26 protein-coding genes, 4 tRNA genes and 1 riboswitch are annotated in these 24,131 nt (G+C 43.9%); of the genes, 10 read left to right on the top strand and 20 right to left on the bottom strand.

The features are described 5' to 3' along the window. Positions 1-56: 56 nt before the first annotated feature. Positions 57-1,943, bottom strand: coding sequence for an RNA polymerase sigma factor RpoD (gene rpoD, locus FOC32_RS15785; RefSeq protein WP_004784872.1), 1,887 nt, complete (start codon positions 1,941-1,943; stop codon positions 57-59). 374 nt (positions 1,944-2,317) lie between these two features. Between rpoD and FOC32_RS15780 the strand changes: the two genes are divergently transcribed. Together FOC32_RS15780 and FOC32_RS15775 are read left to right on the top strand one after the other, a co-directional pair. After that, positions 2,318-2,524, top strand: a complete 207-nt coding sequence (locus tag FOC32_RS15780; RefSeq protein WP_004784869.1) for a PA3496 family putative envelope integrity protein — start codon at positions 2,318-2,320, stop codon at positions 2,522-2,524. Between the two features lie 71 nt (positions 2,525-2,595). Beyond that, positions 2,596-3,120, top strand: a complete 525-nt coding sequence (locus FOC32_RS15775; RefSeq protein ID WP_004784868.1) for a YecA family protein — start codon at positions 2,596-2,598, stop codon at positions 3,118-3,120. Positions 3,121-3,207: 87 nt separating this feature from the next. Here FOC32_RS15775 and FOC32_RS15770 read toward each other — a convergent pair whose 3' ends face one another. The 4 genes from FOC32_RS15770 to FOC32_RS15755 all read right to left on the bottom strand — a co-directional run bounded on the left by FOC32_RS15770 (position 3,208) and on the right by FOC32_RS15755 (position 5,789). Next, positions 3,208-3,636: an ABZJ_00895 family protein gene (locus FOC32_RS15770; RefSeq protein ID WP_004784865.1), complete on the bottom strand. Its 429-nt coding sequence runs from the start codon at positions 3,634-3,636 to the stop codon at positions 3,208-3,210. Between the two features lie 29 nt (positions 3,637-3,665). Then, complete coding sequence (locus tag FOC32_RS15765) at positions 3,666-4,283, bottom strand: DedA family protein (protein WP_004784864.1); 618 nt, start codon at positions 4,281-4,283, stop codon at positions 3,666-3,668. Positions 4,284-4,371: 88 nt separating this feature from the next. Next, positions 4,372-4,650 carry a hypothetical protein gene (locus FOC32_RS15760; RefSeq protein ID WP_004784859.1) on the bottom strand — a complete coding sequence of 93 codons (279 nt, stop codon included), beginning with the start codon at positions 4,648-4,650 and terminating at the stop codon, positions 4,372-4,374. 206 nt (positions 4,651-4,856) lie between these two features. After that, positions 4,857-5,789 carry a rhodanese-related sulfurtransferase gene (locus tag FOC32_RS15755; RefSeq protein ID WP_004784858.1) on the bottom strand — a complete coding sequence of 311 codons (933 nt, stop codon included), beginning with the start codon at positions 5,787-5,789 and terminating at the stop codon, positions 4,857-4,859. Between the two features lie 56 nt (positions 5,790-5,845). On the opposite strand from FOC32_RS15755, the gene FOC32_RS17140 reads away from it, so the two are divergent. From FOC32_RS17140 to FOC32_RS15745, 3 genes are read left to right on the top strand one after another with little or no spacing between them, the layout of a single operon-like run. After that, positions 5,846-5,974 carry a hypothetical protein gene (locus FOC32_RS17140; RefSeq protein WP_262477638.1) on the top strand — a complete coding sequence of 43 codons (129 nt, stop codon included), beginning with the start codon at positions 5,846-5,848 and terminating at the stop codon, positions 5,972-5,974. A 3-nt stretch (positions 5,975-5,977) separates the two neighbouring features. Continuing rightward, the gene (locus FOC32_RS15750) at positions 5,978-6,466 is read left to right on the top strand and encodes a DUF1289 domain-containing protein (RefSeq protein WP_004784856.1); all 489 of its coding nucleotides are present in this window, start codon (positions 5,978-5,980) and stop codon (positions 6,464-6,466) included. Positions 6,467-6,509: 43 nt separating this feature from the next. Continuing rightward, positions 6,510-7,121: a LysE family translocator gene (locus FOC32_RS15745; RefSeq protein ID WP_004784853.1), complete on the top strand. Its 612-nt coding sequence runs from the start codon at positions 6,510-6,512 to the stop codon at positions 7,119-7,121. Between the two features lie 20 nt (positions 7,122-7,141). On the opposite strand, the gene FOC32_RS15740 is transcribed toward FOC32_RS15745, so the two are convergent. Both FOC32_RS15740 and ribB read right to left on the bottom strand, forming a co-directional pair. Further along, a protein-coding gene (locus FOC32_RS15740; protein ID WP_104426291.1) for an IS5 family transposase occupies positions 7,142-7,955 on the bottom strand; the annotation gives its coding sequence in 2 pieces (ribosomal slippage) (positions 7,142-7,567 and positions 7,569-7,955; 813 coding nt in all). Between the two features lie 96 nt (positions 7,956-8,051). Next, entirely contained in the window at positions 8,052-8,711 is a 660-nt protein-coding gene (gene ribB / locus FOC32_RS15735; RefSeq protein WP_004784851.1) for a 3,4-dihydroxy-2-butanone-4-phosphate synthase, read from the bottom strand. 106 nt (positions 8,712-8,817) lie between these two features. Then, positions 8,818-8,976: riboswitch (FMN riboswitch) on the bottom strand. 171 nt (positions 8,977-9,147) lie between these two features. On the opposite strand from ribB, the gene FOC32_RS15730 reads away from it, so the two are divergent. Next, positions 9,148-10,956: a DUF2157 domain-containing protein gene (locus FOC32_RS15730; RefSeq protein ID WP_104425869.1), complete on the top strand. Its 1,809-nt coding sequence runs from the start codon at positions 9,148-9,150 to the stop codon at positions 10,954-10,956. Beyond that, a complete protein-coding gene (locus tag FOC32_RS15725) occupies positions 10,953-11,516 on the top strand; it encodes a GDYXXLXY domain-containing protein (protein WP_034170162.1) in 564 nt (187 codons plus the stop codon). Before FOC32_RS15730 ends, FOC32_RS15725 begins: the two co-directional genes overlap by 4 nt. Before the next feature lie 68 nt (positions 11,517-11,584). Here the strand turns inward: FOC32_RS15725 and panD are convergent, their stop codons facing one another. From panD to FOC32_RS15670, 11 genes are all read right to left on the bottom strand, one after another. Further along, on the bottom strand, positions 11,585-11,965 hold the full coding sequence (gene panD, locus FOC32_RS15720) for an aspartate 1-decarboxylase (RefSeq protein WP_004784844.1): 381 nt from the start codon (positions 11,963-11,965) through the stop codon (positions 11,585-11,587). Between the two features lie 143 nt (positions 11,966-12,108). Continuing rightward, complete coding sequence (gene pth / locus FOC32_RS15715) at positions 12,109-12,690, bottom strand: aminoacyl-tRNA hydrolase (protein WP_034701663.1); 582 nt, start codon at positions 12,688-12,690, stop codon at positions 12,109-12,111. Between the two features lie 19 nt (positions 12,691-12,709). Further along, positions 12,710-13,006: a 50S ribosomal protein L25 gene (gene rplY / locus FOC32_RS15710; protein WP_004784841.1), complete on the bottom strand. Its 297-nt coding sequence runs from the start codon at positions 13,004-13,006 to the stop codon at positions 12,710-12,712. Between the two features lie 100 nt (positions 13,007-13,106). Next, a complete protein-coding gene (locus FOC32_RS15705) occupies positions 13,107-14,060 on the bottom strand; it encodes a ribose-phosphate pyrophosphokinase (RefSeq protein ID WP_004784839.1) in 954 nt (317 codons plus the stop codon). A 36-nt stretch (positions 14,061-14,096) separates the two neighbouring features. Next, positions 14,097-14,171 (bottom strand) — tRNA-Gln (locus tag FOC32_RS15700). Positions 14,172-14,262: 91 nt separating this feature from the next. Beyond that, positions 14,263-14,337 (bottom strand) — tRNA-Gln (locus FOC32_RS15695). A 20-nt stretch (positions 14,338-14,357) separates the two neighbouring features. Continuing rightward, positions 14,358-14,432: transfer RNA gene (locus FOC32_RS15690), tRNA-Gln, on the bottom strand. Between the two features lie 26 nt (positions 14,433-14,458). Next, positions 14,459-14,533 (bottom strand) — tRNA-Gln (locus tag FOC32_RS15685). After that, positions 14,532-15,362, bottom strand: coding sequence for a 4-(cytidine 5'-diphospho)-2-C-methyl-D-erythritol kinase (ispE, locus tag FOC32_RS15680; protein WP_034701742.1), 831 nt, complete (start codon positions 15,360-15,362; stop codon positions 14,532-14,534). Before ispE ends, FOC32_RS15685 begins: the two co-directional genes overlap by 2 nt. Before the next feature lie 21 nt (positions 15,363-15,383). Next, positions 15,384-15,962: a lipoprotein insertase outer membrane protein LolB gene (lolB, locus tag FOC32_RS15675; RefSeq protein ID WP_034170164.1), complete on the bottom strand. Its 579-nt coding sequence runs from the start codon at positions 15,960-15,962 to the stop codon at positions 15,384-15,386. A 16-nt stretch (positions 15,963-15,978) separates the two neighbouring features. After that, entirely contained in the window at positions 15,979-17,682 is a 1,704-nt protein-coding gene (locus tag FOC32_RS15670) for a tetratricopeptide repeat protein (protein WP_034170204.1), read from the bottom strand. A gap of 78 nt (positions 17,683-17,760) precedes the next feature. Here FOC32_RS15670 and hemA point away from each other — a divergent pair, with 78 nt between their 5' ends. Beyond that, positions 17,761-19,044: a glutamyl-tRNA reductase gene (gene hemA / locus FOC32_RS15665; RefSeq protein WP_004784832.1), complete on the top strand. Its 1,284-nt coding sequence runs from the start codon at positions 17,761-17,763 to the stop codon at positions 19,042-19,044. 70 nt (positions 19,045-19,114) lie between these two features. On the opposite strand, the gene FOC32_RS15660 is transcribed toward hemA, so the two are convergent. Further along, positions 19,115-21,019 carry a DNA primase gene (locus tag FOC32_RS15660; protein WP_004784830.1) on the bottom strand — a complete coding sequence of 635 codons (1,905 nt, stop codon included), beginning with the start codon at positions 21,017-21,019 and terminating at the stop codon, positions 19,115-19,117. Between the two features lie 196 nt (positions 21,020-21,215). Next, complete coding sequence (locus FOC32_RS15655; RefSeq protein ID WP_104425871.1) at positions 21,216-22,208, bottom strand: outer membrane protein assembly factor BamD; 993 nt, start codon at positions 22,206-22,208, stop codon at positions 21,216-21,218. Between the two features lie 71 nt (positions 22,209-22,279). Between FOC32_RS15655 and rluD the strand changes: the two genes are divergently transcribed. Continuing rightward, complete coding sequence (rluD, locus tag FOC32_RS15650; RefSeq protein ID WP_004784827.1) at positions 22,280-23,332, top strand: 23S rRNA pseudouridine(1911/1915/1917) synthase RluD; 1,053 nt, start codon at positions 22,280-22,282, stop codon at positions 23,330-23,332. Between the two features lie 38 nt (positions 23,333-23,370). Then, a complete protein-coding gene (gene pgeF / locus FOC32_RS15645; protein ID WP_004784825.1) occupies positions 23,371-24,111 on the top strand; it encodes a peptidoglycan editing factor PgeF in 741 nt (246 codons plus the stop codon). The last annotated feature ends 20 nt before the right edge of the window (positions 24,112-24,131 follow it).

Below are 24,131 nucleotides of genomic sequence, written 5' to 3'. Positions count from 1 at the left end.
CAATACAAAATGGAGGCGAGAGATGAAATTTCAAGTCTCCAAAATTGTATTAAATCTTAGTCATTTTCCAGGAATGAACGCAGATGTTCAGAACGGGAAGGGTGACGTAACTTACGTAGAGCTTTCGCTTCGATCTGACGGATACGTTCGCGGGTTACATCGAACTGTTTACCGACTTCTTCCAAAGTATGATCCGTTGGCATGTCGATACCGAAACGCATTTTCAGGACTTTCGCTTCACGTTCAGTCAGGTTTTCCAGTACTTCGCGAGTCGCTTCTTTCAGGCCTTCTGAAGTAGCAGCATCCACTGGTGAGGTGATGTTGCTGTCTTCAATGAAGTCACCCAAATGCGAATCTTCATCATCGCCGATTGGTGTTTCCATCGAAATCGGTTCTTTAGCGATTTTCAGTACTTTACGAACCTTCACTTCGTCCATTTCCAGACGTTCGCCCAGTTCTTCCGGTGTCGGTTCACGGCCCATTTCCTGAAGCAATTGACGAGATACACGGTTGATCTTGTTAATCGTTTCAATCATGTGCACTGGAATACGAATGGTACGTGCCTGATCCGCGATTGAACGGGTAATCGCCTGACGAATCCACCAAGTGGCATAAGTCGAGAACTTATAACCACGACGGTATTCAAACTTGTCTACCGCTTTCATCAGACCGATGTTACCTTCCTGAATCAGATCCAGGAACTGCAAGCCACGGTTGGTATATTTCTTCGCAATCGAAATTACCAGACGCAAGTTTGCTTCAACCATTTCTTTCTTGGCACGACGTGCTTTCGCTTCACCGACTGCCATACGTTTGGCAATGTCTTTGATGTCACGAACTTTAAGATCAAGGTCTTTTTCGATATCTGCGATTTTTTGCTGGAAGGCCAATACGTCAGGACGTACTTTTTCCAGATAAGCTTTCTGATCAGCAGTCGCTTTCGCAATTTGCTCATCTAACCAGGCTGGATTCGATTCCTGACCCGGGAAAGTAGTACGGAACTGGGTACGGTCCATACGGCCACGACGGACGGCATAACGCATCACTTCACGTTCTGCACCACGGATCTGGTCATGTGTACCACGAATCATTTCAGAAATGATATCGAACAAACGCGGGGTGAACTTGAACATCATGAACACAGTTGCAAGCGCTTGAAGTGCTTCTTCTGCTTCTTTGCTGTTACGGCCGTGTTTTTCCAGTACCGCTTTGGTATTTTTCCAGGCATCTGAAAGTTCGGCAAAACGAACTTTGGCAATTTCTGGATCTGGGCCTGAGTCACCTTCAGAATCGTCATCGCTATCAGACTCTTCATCTTCCTCGTCATCATCCAGTTTTACATCTTTGGTTGACTTGGTCGTTGCTTCTTCGTCTTCTTCGATTTCAGCGACTTCTTCCAGTACTTCTGGAATTTCTTCATCTGATTCAGGGTCTAAATAACCTGACAGAATGTCAGCAAGGCGGCGTTCGCCAGCTTCATAATCTTTGTATTCTTGTAGTACAACTTCTACAGCATTCGGCCAGTAAGCAATAGAGTGAAGAACGTCTCGGATACCTTCTTCAATGCGTTTTGCAATGCTAATTTCGCCTTCACGCGTTAAAAGTTCAACGGTACCCATTTCACGCATGTACATACGTACAGGGTCAGTCGTACGACCTGGTTCGTTTTCTACAGATGCAAGTACAGCCGCAGCTTCTTCTTCTGCAACTTCATCGGCAGCTTCTGCAGTATCCTCGAACATTGCATCATCAGATTCAGGCGCACGATCATGGACAGGAATACCCACATCATTCAGCATTTGAATGATGTCTTCAATCTGTTCGCTTTCTGTGATGGAGTCCGGGAGATGATCGTTAACCTCAGCGAAGGTTAAGTAACCTTGTTCTTTGCCTCGGCTAATCAGAGCCGCTACTTGAGAAGTAGGGGAAGTCATATCGCTCATCTTTGCTTACTCTTCGTTGAATCTGTGGCAGTGAAAAACCGTGCATGATAGCACAATTCACCTGAAATAGTTTTTGGAATTGATCAGTCAAGCATGATTTTATAAATATGTTTGAATAACAATTGAATATCGATATTGGGTCTAAGTTTATCTTTTCAAGTGTATTTCCCAATCTAATTTTAGAAACGTCCCTCATCCATGGGATAAAAAGCGTTCACTATCTAACCAGCTAATAAATACACAATTATGCTGTAGAAAAACAAGAGCTAACTAGTATAAACATACAAAATATATAAATAAAACTTGACAAGTTTTTAAAGGCAAGATAAATAGCGCCTAGACCCATTTACATTTTTCACTACGAGGTAGTTTTAGTGTCTTCGACAGATTTTGAACTAGATGATAGCTACGGTGATGATGATGTTAATTTCGATGAGGCATCGAGTAAGCTAAGTGCGAAAGAGTCGTTGGAAAAACGTCGTTTAATTGATGATCTGCTCTCGCAACGCCGCCTGGAACGCGAACTCAAAGATTTTGATTATGACTTCGACGATGATGACGACTTTGACGACGAAGATTAACGAATTCAGATTTAGCATAGCCTGAATAAATGCTATGCTAATCCTTTCGGTTTTCTAAGTTTGGATGTTAAATGAGTGCTTTAGATTTAGACCTGTTGAGTGAATATCTGGATGGCGACCAAAATGAGTATGGTCTGGATTTTGCGGCAACTCATGGTTTCTTATGTGCTATCGCAGTAGGCCCGCAATTTGACAAATGGATGGATGAGCTTTTTGAAGGCAACCAGAAAAAAGTGCCTGCAGAAATCATCAATCAGGTTAAAGCATGGTTAGAGTCAATCCGTCAAAGCTTGGCCAATGAAGAAGGGATCACTTTCCCATTTGAAATTGAAGAAGCAGATACCGAATCAAGTCTAGGTGACTGGAGTGTGGGCTTTGTAGATGCCATGTTCCTGAACGAAGAAGCCTGGTTTACAGAAGAATTTGAAGAACAGTTGGTCGATTTAACGCTGCCAATTATGGTATTCAGTGGCATCGATGAAGAAGATCCGCAAATGGAATCTTTCCGTCGCAATGGTCAGTTAATGGATGAGCTTGCAGAAGAGATTCCAGAAAACTTGAATGAATTATATCTGATGTACCACACACCAGAATAAGTCATGCCCCGCCATGAAAAAGCACCGTCAGGTGCTTTTTTTAGCTCAGGTGTTTTGTACAACGTTTGGACTAGTTAATTACCTAGTCTAAGGTTTATGATCGGCACCCGTACGCTTGCTCAAGCTATAACGCGCATAGCCATTATAGGCGATATGGAACAGCAAGGCATGTAAGGCAATACTTGTAGCCACCAGGAACGAGTTTGGCCCGCGTCCTGTATAAGCCATTCTTCTATAGATTTCCTCCGTCTGTGGATGCAGCCAGATCACTATAAACAAAAAGATAAATCCAAAGGTCATGGCAATAATCGTGGAACCCCAGACCAGTCTGCTTTTCTCTTCCTGGGTGGGTAGTCGGAGTTCTTTTTTCACAAAGTATCGGGCGCTGAGAAAGGCGGAGGCAATCAGGGCAGGAATCATCAGAATGGCGCCCAGATTGAATACATAGATGAGTATGCCGACTATTAAGACCAGAGTCAGATAAACGGTGGCAAAATATTTAAGATAATGCGACATCGTTTTAGCCTCCTTATGCTGGGGTCTCTTCAGGATGGGCGATTTTTACGTTGATGTCTACGGTATAAAACCCAGCCCACGATGATCACGACAATCGCAATAATCACATAACTGACCTGACTAAAGATTTTGTGCATCAATTCCTGATTTTCACCAAAATAAAAACCGACACAGGCCAGGAACGTGGTCCAGATAACAGTACCTAGTCCACTATAGAACATGAATTTCCAGAAAGGCATATGGCTCATGCCGGCCGGGATACTGATGAGGGAACGTACTGCCGGAACCATCCGGCCAAAGAATACAATCCGGTGTCCATACTGCTCGAACCATTCCAGAGATTTTTTCACGTCTTTAGATTTGATAAACAAGAATTTTCCATATCGGTCTATGAATCTGAAAATACTGTCGTGGTTAAATTTGTAGCCAATCCAATAGAGCAATGCCGCTGCCAATAACGAACCGATACTGCCTGCAATAATGACTCCAACCAGCAGTAATTCTCCCTGAGAAGCGGAATAGCCGGCAGAAGGCATAATAATTTCAGAGGGGATCGGGGGAAAGACATTGTCAAGAAACATGAGCAGGGCAATGCCCCAGTAGCCCAGCTGTTCCATGACAGAAATAATCCATTCAGTCAGATTCATAGAATTGGCAAAATAAAGAATACTGCTTGTATCCTAAGCAGTATTTTTAAGAGGGTAAAGTTAAGTTATATAAATGGCCAAGTGCGGATTAACTATGGGTTAAGGTATAAATGTAAACTTTACGTAAGCTGTAAGCCAGGCAAACTGGCAGAGCACTGAGCAGTAAATAATGTGCTGCTGTAGCCTCAATATGGTAGCCGATAAACAGGGCAAGAATGGCACCAATGATAGTTCCCAAGATCACAATAAACAGATGTGATTCTGCTTCCAGCTCATCTGTCATTTGGGTAATACGTTCCAGTTTTGTATTTTCTTTAGGTTGGAATCTAACAATATTATCTGAATCCCGAGCAAGTGAATTGGCCATTTTGTTTTCCTTTTCATTTAAAAAATTAATTAATAATGAAAGACTTATGGTAACAAAGTAATGTGATATAAAGACTATCAAGCTTGGCTGTAAAAATATGCTGTTCTTGGTAAGGGATTGGTAAGTTTTTTATTGCAGATGTAATGCTTATGTAAATAAAAAGCCCTCCGAAGAGGGCTTAGATATTTTTGGTTACAAAACTGGAGTTAGAGACGTTTACGTTTTGCAGCCAGAATTTGCGATTGACGCATACGGAAACCTTCTTTTTGTTTCTCGGTGGTTTTATCGATGCAGTACACACAAGATACGCCGTGTTCATAACTTGGCAGCGCTGCTTCTTCAGGTGTTAATGGCCAGCCACACGCATGACATTTGGTATTTTGACCTTCTTCCACACCATGTGTAACCGCAGTACGGCCATCAAATACGAAACATTCACCTTCCCACAGACTTTCTTCAGCTGGGGTTTCTTCCAGGTATTTCAGAATACCGCCTTTCAGGTGATATACCTCTTTAAAGCCTTCCTGAAGCAATAAAGAAGTTGATTTTTCACAGCGAATACCACCGGTACAGAACATGGCAATTTTCTTGTCCTTGTGCTGTTCCAGATTCTTTTTCACGTATTCAGGGAATTCACGGAAAGTTTCAGTTTTCGGATCGATTGCGCCTTTAAAGGTACCGGCTTTATATTCGTAATCATTACGAGTATCCACCAGAATCACATCATCACGTGCAATCAGCTCATTCCATTCTTTAGGATCAAGATAATGGCCAACCAGATCACGTGGCTTAACCGGCACACCTAAAGTCACAATCTCTTTTTTCAGCTTGATCTTCATTTTACGGAATGGTTTGTCAGAGCTATGCGACTCTTTATATTCCATTTCGTTGAAGCCTTCATCCAGCAGGAACTGGTGTACTTTATCGATGGCTTCACGGTTACCCGCAACGGTACCGTTAATGCCTTCACCTGCCACAATTAGAGTACCGCAAAGGTTGATGGTTTTTACCAAGTCTAAAAGACGTTGTTGCAGACCCTCAGGGTCTTGAACTTCTTTGAATTGATAAAGTGCGGCAACAACCCAACCAGTCGTCGCTTGCTGTTCTACAGGTGCAAGCTGTTCTACAGTAGCGTTCATGGAATACTCCAACGTAGCATGATAATTTGAAAGGCGCATATTTTAACGTGATTTGAATGAATAAGCGAGTAAAAGGCCGGGTTTTAACGGACTTCAAATCGATAGGGAGAACATGTATAGTCATGCCGACCCAGGATTTTGATGCAATGATGCAGATGCTGGAAGTTGCAGCACAGTTGGAGTAAGTTTTGAGTTCGGATCGTCGTATTGCATCTTTGACCCCTTGCGCAGGGCGTTGCTCAACCGTATTTGGTGATGCGGTCTGTCGTGGTTGCCGCCGTTTTAATCATGAAGTGATTCACTGGAACAGTTATAACGCAGATCAACATACTGCGGTCTGGCAGCGGCTGGATGCACAGCTAGATCAGATTTTGGTCCCGATGCTGCCGATGGCAAACCTGGCCAAAGTGGAAACATTTGTCCTGTCTAAACGGGTGCGTCTGCGTGAAGATGCGACTAAGGGCCGTAAGCTTTACCATGCCTTGAAACTCTGTGAAAAGAACCGTCATTTTACTGATGAAAGCGGTTTAGGCATTCATTACAAACAGGTACGTCCGCTTTGGGATGAATTCGAGCGTCGGGTACTGGCACTCGCCAAAGCCAGTTATGACTTGGCCTTTTTACGGGCGGATGGGATGAGCCAGCACCTGATTCAGATGCAGGAAGAGGACGAATAAGTCCTCTTTTTTATTAAAAAATCATGATAGCTGAGGAAATGGCGTGAATATCAGTGAATATGCTCTCTATTGTCTGGCCGTCGTCATCATGATTGCCACACCTGGGCCTGTTATGCTACTAGTTGCCAGTACTGGACTGAAAGGTGGCTATAAACATGCTTTACAGACCATTTTCGGGACGAATTTTGCTTCTCTGGTATTGATCACCTTATCTATTTTTAGCTTAAAAGGCTTATTAGTCATTAATGAAAACTGGCTGAATGGCATCAAGCTGCTTGGCTGTTTATATATTGCCTGGCTAGGAATCCAGATTTTCCGGGAAGTCTGGAAAGGGCAGGGTCCAACCAGTTCACAAGGTTTGCAACCAGTACAGGGAGGATTTCGAACCGGTTTTCTGGTGGGGATCTCCAATCCCAAAGATATTATTTTCTTTGCTGCATTTTTCCCGCAGTTCATCGGCATTACTCCAAACTTAGATTCCAGTTTAGTAATTCTAACGATCAGCTGGATTGTTCTGGATTTTTTGACCCTATCATTAGTTTATTTAGGCTTTCAACGCTTTGCTAAATCCAAGCTGTATCCTTATTTGCTTGGTTTGTGCGGTTTGATTTTATTGGTAGTCGCAGTCTATGGAATATTATCTGTACTCATCTAAAAATAGATCTCTTGCGAAAGTTAATTTATGAGCATCCAATTCACCATTCCCGCTATTAAATTCATTCTTAAACCAAATCGTTTACGCCTATTTCTATAACGCTCCCCTAGAATACGAAATGCTTTGAGTTTTGAATTAATATGCTCAATTGGAATCCTACGACGACTTATCTCCTTATTGATCCGCTTGGCTTCTTTGGATAATTTCATATTTTTAGGTTTCTTTATTGGTATGAGTAGCTTACTCTTAATTTCTTTAAAGCCTTTATATGCTAAATCTGCCATGACACATGTAAAATTAGCAAATTCTTTAGCATATTTACGGGCAATGCTTAGATCATGAACCCTTCCACTTCTTACCTGGATACTCACGATCTGATTTAACTTTGGATTAAAAATCACCTGTGTTTTAAAGGTATGTTTCTTCTTTTTACCGCTATAGAATTTTCTTTGTTTTTTTGGGACGCTCAATCTGTGACTCAGTAACATCAACGATTACATCATCCTTCTCATTAAACTTTTGATTCCTTTTCGGCAATGCGAAAATCCGTGATTGAATCAGAGCATTTTCAACTTTCTGAATCGTACGATTCACATTACTTTCAGCTAGGTTATAGTCGGCGGATAACTCAATTTGGGTTCTATAACAGCGTAAGTAATTTAAAGTTAACAACAATTGATCCTCTAAACACAACGAATGAGGTCTTCCAGATTTTTTCTTGGCAAGCTCAGCGTGTTGTAACACTGATACCATTTTTAAGAATAATGGGCGAGGGACTCCAACAAGCCGTTTAAATTCCCCATCATTAAATTTAGTCAAATTTTCATATTTCATGGGACGAGTATAAACGTTTTTTTACTTTCGCAAGAGGTCTAATATTTATATAAAATAAAAATCCCGGCTTAAGCCGGGATTTTTTATCTTTACGCCTTAGACATTGTGCTGCTGGCGGTAATGCACCAGTTCATCAATGGTGATCACGGTCAGCTGATGTGTCTGTGCATAAGACAATACCTGAATGCCAGAAGCCATAGTGCCATCTGGGTTAGTCAGTTCACACAGAACACCGGCAGGTCTTAAACCCGCCAGACGTGCAAGATCAATCGTACCTTCGGTATGACCACGACGGGTCAGCACACCGCCTTCACGGGCACGTAAAGGGAAGACATGACCTGGACGATTCAGATCACTGGCGACAGCACCGTCTTTAATGGCTGCTTTAATCGTAGTGGTACGGTCTTTGGCAGATACACCAGTCGTCACACCTTCCGCAGCTTCAATCGTTACAGTAAAGGCAGTTTTAAACTGGCTAGAGTTATCCTGCACCATTGGCGGCAGTTCTAGATGATTGGCCAGTTCATCAGTCAGGCACAGGCAGACAATACCGGAACCATCGCGAATCATGCGTGCCATGGTTTCTACAGTCAAAGTCTCTGCAGCAACAATGAGGTCGGCTTCATTCTCGCGGTCAAAGTCATCCATCACCAGAACAGGTCTGCCTTGGCGGATGTCTTCGAGTGCTTGTTGGATGCGCTGTTCAGCGGGAGCTAAAGCGGAAAAGAAAATTTCGGGTTGAATTAAACTTGACATTGAAACGCTCACGTAAAGTAAAAGTACGATTGAACATTTCAGGACATAGTGAAAATAGGCTTATAGCAAAACAGTTTCATGCCAGGCATAAAACAGGATGTACTGCTTTCGTCTTCTTTCATCCGGACTATACCGTCGGCTCTGGATTTACACCAGATCTGCAGATCAATTGAAATTGACCGCTCGTGGGCTGATTCAGAAATAGAAAGATTTACTACCCTGAAATTACCACCGGTGGGGAATCTCACCCCGCCCTGAAGCGATGTGGGATCATTATAGTCCTGGTTTTTAAAAGATGGTATAGTTTGGCCAGTCACGAATTTGCAGAATTTCAGATAAGCAAAACAGATTATTTGAATTACTACAGCCTTTTAGCAAAAAACTGGAAACATGTTATGTTGCTATTAAGAATAGAAATTGATCAATCATTCAGACAATGAAGAAAACCGAGCTGATCCATAATAATCCATTTTCTCCCTTGCTGTTTTGTGATGCAAAGGTTTTGCGTTATCTCAATATTTTGGGCGTTGCGCTGATTGCAGTCAGTTTGCTGTATTTAATGGCTGCGAACTGGTGGATGCTACCGAATCAGGTTCAACTTGCAATTCCAATGCTGGTTTTAGTCTGTAGTGCAATAGCCAGTATTTACTTTAATCAGCGGGAATGGATCAGACAGAGTCTGGATACCTTGTCTGGCCTGATGCTGGGCTTAAGTCTGGCTGTGATTGGGCAGATCTATCAGACTGGTGCCGATAGTTATCAGTTATTTCTGCTCTGGGCTGTATTACTCTTGCCGTGGCTATATCGATCCAATATCGGTATTTTTGCCATGCTTTGTGTGGTCACTCAGCTGGCATTGTATTTTTACTTTAAACAAAGTTTCTGGATGATACGGGCAGAAGGGTTGTATCTACTGACTTTGAATCTACTTACAGCCATTAGTTTTGCCTTTGTCATACGTTATTACCCGTTGCTGCGATATCTGTTTATTGCATTCATCATCATGATTTCGATCAGCAGTATGATGCAGTTTACCCATCATTTTCAGCTGATCTATCTGGCTTCTTCAGTTGTTCTACCAGCAGGTGCTGCATTTTATTTTTATCGTAAGCATCAGGCATTAGAAACCATTTTATTGATTGCAGGCTTGGCTGCCAGTGTGAGCCTATGGCTGTTTGAACTGTTGGACGATCGGCTTACCAATTCAGCAGCTGGTTTATTTATCTTGGCAATGCTGATCTTTGGCTGGTTTGCGCTGATCAGTTTTGCGCTCAAGAAAATATTTCCTCAAACCAAATTCTCCGTCATTCCTTTGGCACTCGGTGCCTGGATTGCTGGGATTATTCTGGCAATCCTATTGCTGACCTATTGGAAAGCGGTTTCAATTGTTTTAGGTCTCATTTTTATTGGTATCGCTTGGAAATTATTAAGTCAAAAGAATTCCATATTTTTACGCCAGTTTGCCTATTGTCTTTGGGTTTGCGGGCAAGCTGCGGTATTAATTCATACGGAACTGCTCACCAATAGTCTGTTTATAGTGTGGCTGTTGCAATTAATGATGCTGGCTCTGACTGTGATCAAACGGATGCACTGGTTCATTCTGACCTTACAACTCTTGATAGCTCATGCTTTAGCAATTGTCGTTTTGGCATTAGAGAACTCTTTTAAGCATGATGATATTGTAATCACGCTTGCTCTAAGCTTGAACTATGTCATTTATATCGGGCTATTCCTAACCGCTAGATATTGGCAGTCCTCAATTTATCAGAAAAGTATTCTGCTCTGGATCATCGCTATGTTGACAGGTTCAGCCGTGGTTCAATCGGTGACTGGATTAGAGCACTGGCAGGGCATCGGGCAGATCAGCTTTGACCACGTTCTGCTGTTTTATGTTTTTCCGAGCTTATTACTACTGAGTTTTATTTGGCAAAACTGGCAGCAATTTAGGGAAAAATGGCTTTGGTTAATTCCTGTATTTGGCATCTTACTTATTCTGTTGGGCTATTTTGAGATTTTTATCATTATGCTGCTTATGGCATGGGCCATTGTTTATAAGCAGTCCTTGATTCAGGCCTTAACTATCTTGCTGTTAATCTTCTGGTTATGGATGCTGTATTACAATCTGGGTTTAAGCTTCCTGTTTAAAAGCATCAGTATCTTTGCTTCTGGGATGCTGGTCTTGTTGTTGGTATATATGTTGAAGCAGTCATCAAAACCGCCACATGATCAAGGAGAGGCAAGATGAAAAAGTTTCTTCCTTTGCATCTGGCTATTTTCAGTATTGCCTTATTTTGTGGATTGGTGGTGCAACATGAATGGCATCTTCGAGATAGCCAAAGTATTTATGTAGAACTGGCACCAGTAGATCCGCGATCAATTCTGCAAGGCGATTATATGGCGCTGAATTATGATCTGCATTTTAGTGCACTAGCAGCGGAGAATAGATCAGAACAATCAGAACCTAAAATCAGTATTCAAGATTTTGAAAACCAGTCCCGTGTACTAAGCTATGTACAGCTTGATGAGCAAAGAAGAGTGGTCAAAACCAGTTTTGATCGAAGTACGCTGGATCAGCCACGCTCAGCACAATTAATCCTGAAAAATCCGCGGAATACCTTTGAAGGCTTATATCCGGCTGCCAACAGTTTTATGTTTGCCGAAGGACTTGAGCCTTGTTATCGCGATGCCAAATTCGCTGAATTAAAGCTAAAAGAAAATGGAGAAGCTTTGTTAGCCGACCTGGTAGATCAAAATCTTAAGTCCTTAAACTGTGAGAACCGAAAAAGCTGGTGGCAGGGAAGTTAGTTTTATTTTAATCAGCCCATAAAAAAAGCCCGCAAGAAGCGAGCTTTTTAGAATCTTGTCGAACCAGCTTAGGCAACTTGTACCGGAATACAGTTTGCAGTGTGATTCACAGTGTTATCCGGATTTGCATAAACCAGACGTGGTTTATGAGCATTGGCTTCAGCTTCAGTGAAATCACCAAATGTTGCGATAATCACGATATCACCAACATCAGCTTGATGCGCAGCACCACCATTCACAGAAATAATCCCTGAATTATCTTCACCACGAATGGCATAAGTAGTAAAACGCTTACCATTGGTCACGTTCCAAACATGAATTTCTTCGTATTCACGAATGCCAGCTAGATCCATCAAAACGCCATCAATTGCACATGAACCTTCATAGTGTAATTCTGCATGTGTAACAAAAGCGCGATGAATTTTGCATTTTAATAAACGAGATAGCATGGCTAGCGTCCCCTTAGTTGACCTAAGACTTTGATCTTATGGTTGAATCAATTTCTACAACACTGGATAAGTGGGTAGGCTTGCGCATTTTGCGCCTAAATGGCCAGCAAGGCAAGCGGAATTGTCCAGCAATTTATGAATGTTTAGTTCGGTTTATAAGCATTGATTTGATTCATTGCCTGTTGTACTTCACCGTTCACCAGCATTTTGGCGCGAGCAAGTGCATGGGCAATTGCATTGTCCATTAACTCTTGTTCACTGCTTGGTGCTTTACTCAGGACATGACCAGAAACACGGTCTTTAGAACCTGGGTGACCAATACCAATGCGTAGACGATGAAAGTTCGGACCGATATGCGGCACGATATCGCGTAAACCGTTATGTCCACCATGACCACCGCCAGTCTTCAGGCGAATAATGCCTGGATTCATATCCAGTTCATCATGGGCAATCAGGATTGATTCGGGTGCGATATTGTAAAATTTGGCGAAAGGAACAACACTTTTACCGGAAAGGTTCATGAATGTTGTAGGTAGAAGGAGACGGACGTCTTGACCTTCGATATTGCCACGACCGCTGAATCCATTGAATTTAGGGTCTTTTTTAAGGCTAATGCCATATTGATCTGCAAGGCGTTCTACAAACCAGAAGCCTGCATTATGGCGGGTTTGAGCATACTCAGAACCTGGGTTGCCCAAACCTACAATCAGTGAAATATTTGACACTAATCTACACCATTAACACTTATGCGCGTTTGAAGTCAGCGTGCATTGGAGTGTTTTTAGCTGGGTGACGTTGTAACGCTTGGATTTTAACGCTTTCAACTTTACCGTTTACATCAATTTCGATTACTTCTTCGAAGAATGAGTTGCTTTCTAAGAATTTAACAAGCTGACGAAGTTCAAGAGAAACAGCTACAGGAGCAGCTTCACCACCATAGATGATAGCTGGAACTTTAGCAGCATGACGAAGGCGGCGGCTCGAACCTTTCCCTTGTTGTGCTACTTCACGTGCTTCTGCGTTTAATACGAAGTTTGCCATGATAGACATCCTATTTAAGTTTTAAATGAACCGGACCTGCGACCGATCCGGTGATAGAAAGCCCCGCCAAATGGCAGGGCTTTGGAAATTCAGCGCACTATTATAGATAAGAATCGAACATTGCGCTAATAGATTCTTCGTTGTTGATACGACGAATTGTTTCAGCAACCATGCTTGCAACTGAAACCTGGCGAATCTTGCCAAGAGCTAAAGCTTCTTCTGAAAGAGGGATGGTGTCAGTTACAACCAGTTCATCGATCACAGAATTTTTCAGATTTTCGAGTGCTTTACCAGACAATACTGGGTGAGTCGCGTAAGCAACCACTTTGCGGGCACCGAAAGTTTTCAACGCATCAGCAGCCTTACAAAGCGTACCAGCAGTATCCACCATGTCATCAACGATCACACAGTCACGATCTTTCACATCACCAATCAAATGCATCACTTGTGATTCATTCGCTTTTTGACGACGTTTATCGATGATCGCCAGGTCGATATCACCCATCTGTTTCGCAACAGCACGAGCACGAACTACACCACCTACGTCAGGAGAAACAACCATCAGGTTATGATGCTGTTGTTGGCGTAAGTCAGCAAGTAGGGCTGGCGTACCGTAGATGTTGTCTACAGGAATATCGAAGAAACCTTGGATCTGGTCAGCGTGAAGATCAATCATCACCACACGGTCAATACCTACAGTGGTCAGCATATCTGCAACAACTTTTGCAGTAATCGGCACACGGCTTGAACGGGGACGACGGTCTTGACGGGCATAACCGAAGTAAGGAATCACGGCAGTAATACGACCAGCACTTGCACGGCGTAACGCGTCAGCCATGACCAGAATTTCCATCAGATTATCATTGGTCGGTGCACAAGTAGGTTGTACGATGAATACGTCTTTACCACGAACATTTTCAGTAATCTCAACAGCGATTTCGCCATCAGAAAACTGGCCTACAGAGGCAGCGCCTAGAGGAATATGTAAGTGACTTACGACTTTTTGAGCGAATTGTGGATGCGCGGTTCCACTAAAAACGACAAGATTGGGCATGAAGCACCCTTGGCGGTTGGTATGTATGGAAGTAGATGGCAGGGGTAGCTGGATTCGAACCAACGAATGCCGGGATCAAAACCCGGTGCCTTACCACTTGGCGATACCCCTAATGCGGCAGAACTTTAATATTTTTGCAGTATTGTGTCAAGGTAAATTAACAGTCTTACAGCAAATGATGTTCTGTCTTTTTTCGAGAAAATGGCAGGGGCGGCTGGATTCGAACCAACGGATGCCGAGATCAAAACCCGGTGCCTTACCACTTGGCGACGCCCCTAGATTTGATGAACTGTAAGATGGCAGGGGTAGCTGGATTCGAACCAACGGATGCCGGGATCAAAACCCGGTGCCTTACCACTTGGCGATACCCCTAATACAGTACATCTACAGGTGAATAATGGCAGGGGTAGCTGGATTCGAACCAACGGATGCCGGGATCAAAACCCGGTGCCTTACCACTTGGCGATACCCCTATTGAACCTTGAAATGACGTAAGGGCGATTCTTGCAGACTGTTCACCAGATAAGATTTACATGGTGCATTCTCAAGAATGTCGGTCACATTCATATCATCAGTCACTTCGATAAAAACACAAGCACCTGTACCTGTAAGCTTTGCAACACCGAATTGATCGAGATATTGCATCGCCTCATCGACTTCTGGATATAGGCTTCGTGCCACTGGCTCAAAGTTATTTCCGAAATCAGATGGCTTTATCTGATAGGCGCAAAATTTAGAGGGCTTCGTGTCTCTTGTCAACGTTTTTTGTGAAAAAAGCTGTTGAGTGCTGATAAAACAGTCAGGTTTTAACACAATGAACTGTTTTTGATCTAAGCCTATGAATGTTAAGTGTTCACCAATACCTTCAGCCCAGGCATTGCGACCATGAACAAAAATGGGCACATCCGCGCCCAGTTTGACACCGAGCTCTGCCAGTTGCTCGGAATTTAAGCCACAATACCATAACTGATTCAGCACAATCAGGGTTGTTGCGGCATTGGATGAGCCACCACCAAGACCTGCACCCATAGGAATATTTTTCTCCAGTCGAATGATCAGACCAGAAGGCGCTTTGGCATAAGGCTGCAAAATCTGCGCTGCACGATAGATGAGATTCTGTTCCAGATCGACTGAGGACAAACCTTCAATCTGGATCTGCTGATCATCTGTTTGCTCAAACTCTAGCCAGTCACACAAATCTATCAACTGAAAGATACTTTGCAGCTCGTGATAACCATTCGGACGGCGACCGGTGATATGGAGAAACAAATTCAGTTTTGCAGGTGAAGGAACACGAATCATCATAGGCTTGCATCAGACCAGTTAACGGTTTTGAATTACCATTGTAATACGGTTTTCACCCCCATTCTCAAGTGACTGCTTTAAAATCAAGCGGTTTGGAAAAGTTGCCTGCTGGTTATAACTGAGATCTACCGTCCAGCCTTGTTCAATAATCTGGCTGATACGCTGTGAGCTGTCTTTCTGGATCTGGGCAGATTGTGTCGCGGGACGTGCCTGTACCCAATCGACTAAATGGCTAATCGGAGCTTGCCAGCCGGTTGCACGTTGCAGTAATTCTTCTGCTGTTGCTGCCTTGATCAGGCCGGTTTTGGCACTATTCAAAGTTACCTGACCAGGAGTACCTGAAATCTGGGTTTTTCCGGCACCTAAAATACCAGTCAGTTCAATATCAAACTCTTCCTGCTGCTGAACCCAGGTAAAAAAGGCACTGCCGCTTTGCTGAGGTGTTCGTACCCCGATTTTACCTTGCAGCTGGAACTGGTTTTTAGCCTGTACCGATGGCGTGACAGGAGCTTTTTGCTGAACCATCTGCTGACAGCCACTCATGAGTAGGGCAGTAGAAGTAAGGAAACAGCAGCCTAAAGTACTTATGTTGCGCATAAAAGAATGGACTCGTTCAGGATTGTGGTGCTAACAATAGCGAATTAAGTTGGTTTAATTCTGGGTCATTTGGATGGTTTTGTTGTAATTGTTGTAACACTTGATGGAATTGTTGTAGATCGCCTTTCATATAAAGCGAACGTGCATAACGGACACCAATTTTCGCACTTGGATTTAGTTCATAGGCTTTAAGCAGCACCTGGGCAGCTGTGGCAAAGTCATTCTGCAGGTAACAGATGTAGCCATAGGTATCCAGAATAGAAGCCTGTTCTGGTGCGTATTCCAGTGCCTGTTCAGCATAGCGCCGTGCTTCATCCAGACGACGATTTTGACGAGCCAGCGTATAGGCATAAGCATTCAGATAGGTTGGACTATTCGGCTCGATTTTAAGCAGGGTTTTTAACAGCTGATCCAGTTGATCACGATCTTCATGTGGATCTAACAATAAGACTTGAGCATAGACCAGTTCCGGATCATCCGGCAGGTTTTTGCTGGCTTCTTCCAGAATCCGGATCGCTGCGTTCTTATTATTCATGCGTTTCAAAATATCCGCCTGAGCCAGATACAGGAAACTGGCATGTTGCGGATAATTGACCCGTTCCTGAGTCAGAAAGCGCAGCGCATCATGCAGTTTATCCTGCTCGGCAAAGATAGCAATGATATTGCGTCGTGAGACCGTATACAGGCTGCCATCCACCAGGCGGTAATAAGCCTTGGCAGTTTCATAATGTTGTTTGCGTTCTGCATTGACCGCCAGATAGTAATAGGCTTCATTCTGGTACTGAGCCGAATAACGGAGCTCAACCAGATATTTTTCGGCCCGTTCATATTGCTGCAGGTCAATACTGGTTAAGCCGGCAATAAACAACGCTTCTTCGTGTTGTGGTGATTTTTTCAGGATCGCTTCTAGTTTTTGTAAGGCCTTTTCAGCTTCATTCAGCTTGATCAGGTATTTAACCTCAGCCAGACGAATATCCATGTTGTTGCGATGTTTGCGACTGGCTTTCTCGTACCATTTTAAAGTTTCCGCATCATCACCCAATGCCGCCAACAGATTGGCTTTCATCAGGATATAGCCAGTCGACTTTGGACGTTTTTTTAAGGCGCGGTTGATGGTATTGAGAGCCTGTTCTAGCTGACCTTTTTGTGCTTCCAGACCGGCGACCAGCACCAGAATCGAAGGATTGTCTTTGGCTTTGCTAGTACTTAGAGCCTGAATTAAATATTCACGGTCATCTGGCTCATCCGGGGCAATCCCGGCCAGAATTTCTTCCAGATCGGCGTTATCATCAATTTTCAGGATCTTCTCTAGCGTTTCTGCCGCCAGTTCGTACTCATGCGCTTTTAAAGCAATATGTGCCAGATAGAATAATGCCGGAACATCTTGCGGTTCTTGGACGACCCAGTGGGTAGAAATATCCAGCGCTGCATTCAGGTCTTCATGTTCGAGGGCGATATTGAGTGCGCGCTGTTTAACCGCGGTGGAATTGCTTTTAATGGCCAGCACAGTATAGTTGTGTAAAGCGTTTGGAATATCGCGATAGGCGAGTGCGAACTCGGCTATCATACTTTGTTTTATCGCATCATAATTTTGATTTGCATGGTAAACTGCTTCTGCTGCATAAAGATGAGCAGTTGAAGCCATGCTAACCACCAGCAAGAATGTGGTAGAATATTGCTTAATGGTAGGGCCGTTTATACGGCTAGTTGTTAGACGCAATTTTTCTTTATCCAAGTAATGCTTTTTATGACACCGATGTTGCACAATAGCATAAATTTAGTGAAATGATGACCTGATATGTCTTTCTTTGCATTGGGTGTCAACCATCAAACTGCCTCTGTAGAGCTGCGCGAAAAGATTGCTTTTAACCCTGAAAAGTTAAGCATTTTACTTGCCGAGCAAAGCCAGCACCCTGTACTGAATGATATGGTGGTGGTGTCTACATGTAACCGGACTGAAGTTTACGCTATGTCGGACAATGTCGACATGGTGCTGAACTGGCTCGCCCAGACCAATGGTATTGATTCCAAGCAATTGCAGAATCACGTTTATCGCTATGAGAATGCGCAAGCCGTCACTCATCTGATGCGTGTCGCCAGTGGTCTCGACTCCCTGATGCTTGGTGAACCGCAGATTCTGGGACAGGTCAAAACTGCACTTTCCCTTGCCAAAGAATCCAAGACCGTTTCGCAAAACCTGAATCGTATCTTTGAATATGCCTTTTATGCGGCCAAGCGTGTGCGCTCGGAAACAGCGGTCGGTAGTCATGCAGTATCAATGGGTTATGCAGTCGCACAATTAGCATTGCAAGTATTTAGCCGACCTGAGCAATTGACTGTGATGGTGGTAGCCGCCGGGGAAATGAACACTCTGGTGGCCAAACATCTGGCAGAAATGGGCGTCGGAAAAATCATTATCTGTAACCGCACTCGTGCTCGTGCAGAGAATTTGGCGCAGGAAATTGCGCATCGTGCAGATGTAGAAATTATTGATTTTGATCAGCTGGCAGCAAACCTGCATCGTGCAGATGTGATTTCTAGTTGTACCGGCAGTTTGCATCAAGTTATTCACTATCCGGATGTTAAAGCCGCTTTAAAGAAGCGCCGTTACCAGCAAATGCTGTTGGTCGATCTGGCTGTCCCACGTGATATTGATCCAAAAGTTGAAAAGCTGGATGGAGTTTATCTCTACGGCGTAGACGATCTGCAAAGCGTGATCGATGAAAACCTGGCGCAGCGTCGTCAGGCAGCGGTCGAAGCGGAAGTCATGGTTAATCAACTGGCGACCGAGTTGATCACTCAGCAGAAGCTGCGTAAGGCGGGTAGTACGATTCATGCTTATCGGGATTATGGGGAAAGCCTGTGTCAGGAAGAACTGGCAACTGCTATGCAACGTATTGCCAAAGGTGAAAGTGCTGAAACAGTATTGGCCGAATTTTCGCATCGTTTGACCCAAAAACTTCTGCATCCCACCTCAATCATGCTGCGTGAAGCTGCCAAAGCTGAAGATCCAAGCTATTTTGAAATGCTACAGAATAGTTTACAGGACGTGGTACAGCATCGCCGTAAGGTTAAACATTAAGATGATATTGAGTTAACTTCCCGATATTTAAAGGGCGTTTAAAATAAACGCCTTTTTTATTTCTTGGTTTTTAATCTTCGAGCAAGGTCATGGAACGTTTTTTATCAATTTCATAAATCCGCATCTTGAGATTTTTCATCTCCGCAATACTACTAAACTTTTTCGATTTTAATTTGTGTTGTAGACACTGATATTGCAGCTTGATCGAGAAGTCTGCCGCCAGTTTGTCTGCCTGCTCAGGAGAAGAGGTGTAATCGCTGACATTGGCGTGTTGCAAGATATGCTGTAACTCATGATGATGTGCAGCACAGGCACCGAGTACATAATAGGTCGACAGTTCCGGATCATCCGGCAATTCATCGAAAATCACATTAAATATATTCAGGATCTTGAATAGCAATTGATCTTCACTGACTAATGCGCGTAATGGTTCAAAATGGATATACAGATATGGATGATTCAACAGAATTGCAATGACATATTCTTCGGCATCAATTTTAGTACTGAAGCTTAGAGATGCATCATTATTAACTTTGGGTTGCCATTTGCGGCTAAAACCGAGTTTTTCCCGAAAGAACTGTTGCAGCAGATAACGGAATGAGCCAGCTTTGGGTAACAATTCGGTTAGCTGACGTAGTTCTCCCATCACCTGACTTTTACCTTCAGGCGTTGCAATATCATGATTCTGAGTGAGATGGGCAAAGACAAAGTCAGAGAGTAGCGGTGCCTGATCCAGCAGGCGGCGGAAATTTTCAATGCCTTCACGACGAATCAGGGAGTCTGGGTCATGGTCATTCGGCAAGACAAAGAATTTTAGCTCACGCCCATCATTGAGCAGGGGTAGGGCAATTTCCAGAGTACGGCGTGCCGCTTTTTGTCCAGCCGCATCACCATCAAAAGCAATGGTAATCCGGTTATTCTGCTTGAACAGAATATTTAGGTGATCAGTATTACTTGCTGTTCCCAAAGTAGCTACTGCACCATGAATGCCATATTGCTGCAAGGCAATGACATCCATATAGCCTTCTACCATTAACCAGTCTTGGGCTTTCTGCTTGCGACCTTCATACAGGCCATACAATAACTGGTTTTTATGGAAAACTTCTGAATCGGGTGAGTTGATATATTTCGGTTTGATCTCGTCATTCAGCGCACGACCACCAAAACCAACCACGCGACCTTTGCTATCACGAATCGGGAAGATGACCCGATCACGGAGCAGGTCAAAATCCCGGCCACTATCGCTAGTACGAATCAGACCTAAAAGTTTGAGACCTTCAATATCCTGCGGAAAGGCTTTTTCCAGATGTTGCCAGTCTTCCGGTGCATACCCGAGTCGCCAGTAGGCAATCGTTTCTGCGGTCAGACCACGCTGTTTAAAATACTGCTGGGCACTTGGACTATTGGGTAATTGGCGCTCATAAAACTGCGCGATATTCTCCAGCAGGTCGTATAAGTTGCCATCTGCTTGTGCTTCTGCTGCAGGCATTTGCTCAAAAGCAGCAAAAGGGTCATCTGTATAAAATTCAGCTTCAGGTGCCTGAATTTCAGCAAATGGATCAAAATAAGCAGACTGTTCAGGCGCTGGATTTGTAGATGTATCCGCAGTTTTTGCTGGTGGTGCTGCAATCGGTTTCGGTTTGGCTTCGCGTTTGTATTTTAAGCGGTTGGAATCTTTATTATCTTTAGGCAGTTCAATCCCGGTCTGGCTAGACAGGTCTTTCATCACTTCAATGAAATTACGGCTGCCAATATCCATTAAAAAACGGATGGCATTACCATTGGCCTGACAGCCAAAGCAGTGGAAATACTGCTTATCACGATACACGTGGAAAGAAGGCGATTTTTCCTGATGGAAAGGGCAACAGCCGGAATAAGTACGGCCAGTTTTTTTTAGTTTCACGTATTGACCAATCACATCGACAATATCGGTGCGATCGAGAATCTGATCAATCGTATGTTGAGGAATGGCCATGGTTTGCTAAGCTTCTCGTGCTGCGTTATTTAGGTGTTAAATCATTGAAAATTAAGAGTAGGATGATTCATCCAACGCTATAGATGAATTAATTGGTATAACCTGTTTGTACAATTTGTTCAAGCATTGCTCAGAAAATGCAAAAGGGCAAGTATGATAACTTGCCCTTCGCAAAAATGCACCTGTAACAGTTGGCTTATTCAGCAGTCGGTTCAGGTAGCTCAGTTTCATTAGTTTTAGGACGATCGAGTAGGCCAAACGTCATACGATTGGTCAGACTGCGTTTTTCTGCCTGGACTTCAGACGACTGGCTAGACGTATCGGTCACGGTTTTGGCTTCTTTACCGAAAATACCCAAAGTCGCACGGTTGAAGAAACTGCCTTCACTACGTGCTGCACGCAGGTTCACAGTACCATCAGCATTCACCAGACCTGGATAGTTCAGTTTCAGTACTTCGATATATTGCTGTGCTGTGGCTTTGTCACCTACCTTGTCATAGCCGTAAGCAACGGTTGCCAGCGCTTCTGGAATCTGTGGAGTTTGTGGATAGTGTTCAATTACCCATAAACCACGTTCAACAGCAGCCAGATATGCTTTACGCTTAATATTGAAACGGGCTGCATTCATTTCGCTTTCTGCCAGTTCCTGACCGATAAACTTCATGCGCTGTGCAGCGTCTACAGCATAGGTACTTGATGGATAGCGACGAATGAAATCGACAAAATTCTGGTAAGCCACTTTCAGGTAGCTCACATCAAGGTGCGACTGTTTTAGTGAGGTATAACGCAGCAGGCCATTATAGTTCTGCTCCATATTCGCTACACCACGAACATAGTAAGCATAGTCGACATTTGGATGTTGCGGATTCAGACGGATAAAGCGTTCTGCCAGTGCGACTGCACCTTCATAATCTTTTTGTTGGAATTTGACATAGAGCAGTTCCAGTTGCGCCTGCGGTGCATACTGGCTGGTTGGATAATAGGTTTCCAGTGCTTCGAGCTGTTTTGCTGCATCAGTATATTGTTTGCGATCTAGCGCGTTCTGCGCTTTTTGGATATAAACCTGTTCGCTAGATTCTGGACCTTTGTCCACGACTTCTTTTTTTGGATTACTGCTACAGCCTACCATTGCCGATGCAATGCCTAACGTCACAGCAAGCATTGTCATTTTATAATGTGGTAGCGACATAAAAATTCCTCTGTTAATACGGGCAATGAGCTACAATTGCACTATTAAACCACTTTTGTCTGAATGAGCAAATGAGTCAAGCACAATCTTCCAATTCTAATATCCCTGATACTGATTTCAATTTACTTGAAGATTCTGAGGATGCAGATAACCATACTTCAGACGCAACTGCAACACGTTTATCGTTGCAATTTCAATTGGATGAAAGTTATATCGGGCAACGTATCGACCAGATTGCAGCCATGGTCTGGAGCGATTTTTCTCGAGAAAAGCTCAAGCAATGGATCAAAGACGGCAATTTATTAGTGAATGGTCAACCAGTTAAGCCAAAATTTAAAAGTGACGGTTTTGAAACCCTGACTTTAAACGTTGAACTGGAGGCACAAACCCGTAGTCTGCCTGAAGATATTCCACTGGATATCGTCTATGAAGATGATGACATCATTGTCATTAACAAACCAGTAGGCATGGTGGTGCATCCGGGTGCAGGTAATATGACTGGTACACTGGTCAATGCTTTGCTGCATCATTATCCGAAATCTTCTGAACTGGCGCGTGCAGGTTTAGTGCACCGGATCGATAAAGACACTAGTGGCCTATTGGTTGTCGCAAAAAATCTGGAAGCGCAGTTTGCGCTTAGTAAGCAGCTTGAGAAAAAGACCGTTTACCGTGTGTATGACCTGATTGTCTATGGCAACATCATTGCCGGCGGTACCATTGATGAACCGATTAAACGTCATCCGGTTGATCGTGTGAAAATGGCAGTCCTGCCAGGCGGTAAGGAAGCGGTGACGCACTACAATGTGAAAGAACGCTTCCAGCATTTCACCCGTATTCAGGCACGTCTGGAAACCGGTCGTACGCACCAGATTCGTGTGCACTTTAGCTACCTGGGCTATGGTCTGGTGGGTGATCAGGTCTATATGCCACGTGTGCGTATGCCAGCCGGTGCTTCGCAATTGCTAGATGACACCTTGCGTGGTTTTAAACGTCAGGCACTGCATGCAGCGACTCTAGGTCTGAAGCATCCACGCACTAAAGAAGAAATGACCTTTAATGCGCCATGGCCAGAAGACTTCGCCAATCTGGTTGAAGTGCTGCGTAGCGAAAACAAGGCCTATTAATTTTTCATTCTATTAGCAGTCATTAAAAGGGAAGCGACATGCAATTTGTACAAGGTTTGCCTCAAGGCGTTTATGTGGGTCAGACCCGTGTTCATCATGAACAGGTACAGCCTTCAGCCCAGCCAGAACTGGCCGGCTTTAACCTGGCTTTGCATGTCAAGGACGATCCGGTGCGAGTGCAGAAGCACCGCATCCAGCTGTTGAAAGACTTCCAGCCTTTTGGTGTGGACAAAATTACCTGGATGACACAGACGCATAGCACCATTTGTCATACCATCAATGAGCAGATGCCTTTCGATGCGCTGATCGGTGATGGTCTGGTCACACAGCGCAAGGCCCATGCCTTGATGATGATGACGGCAGACTGCTTGCCAGTGGTGCTGGGTAATACCGAAGGCACTGAAGTGGCCAATCTGCATGCGGGTTGGCGTGGGCTGGCAGGCGGTATCGTTGAAAACACTATTGCCGCGATGCAAACCAAGCCTACCTGGGCGTGGCTTGGTGCGGCCATCAGCCAGCCTTGTTTTGAAATTGGCGCAGAAGTAAGAGAAGCTTTCTGTTCCAAATATCCTGAACTGGACAGTGCATTTCAGGCAGGGGAACAGGCCGGAAAATACTATGCGGATCTGTATGCGATAGCGCGTTACATCTTGCAGCAGCAGGGCGTTGAGACTGTTTTAGGTGGCGATCAGTGTTCATATCGTCAGGCGAATGAATACTTTTCTTATCGCCGTGAAGCCAAAACCGGACGTATGGCAACATTCGTGTTTATAGCATGAAAATGTTAAACTTGATTGAA

Origin of the sequence: Acinetobacter sp. FDAARGOS_724, from assembly GCF_013364475.1 — a bacterium.
Classification (GTDB): domain Bacteria; phylum Pseudomonadota; class Gammaproteobacteria; order Pseudomonadales; family Moraxellaceae; genus Acinetobacter; species Acinetobacter variabilis.
This window is presented reverse-complemented; position numbering and strand designations above follow the sequence as displayed.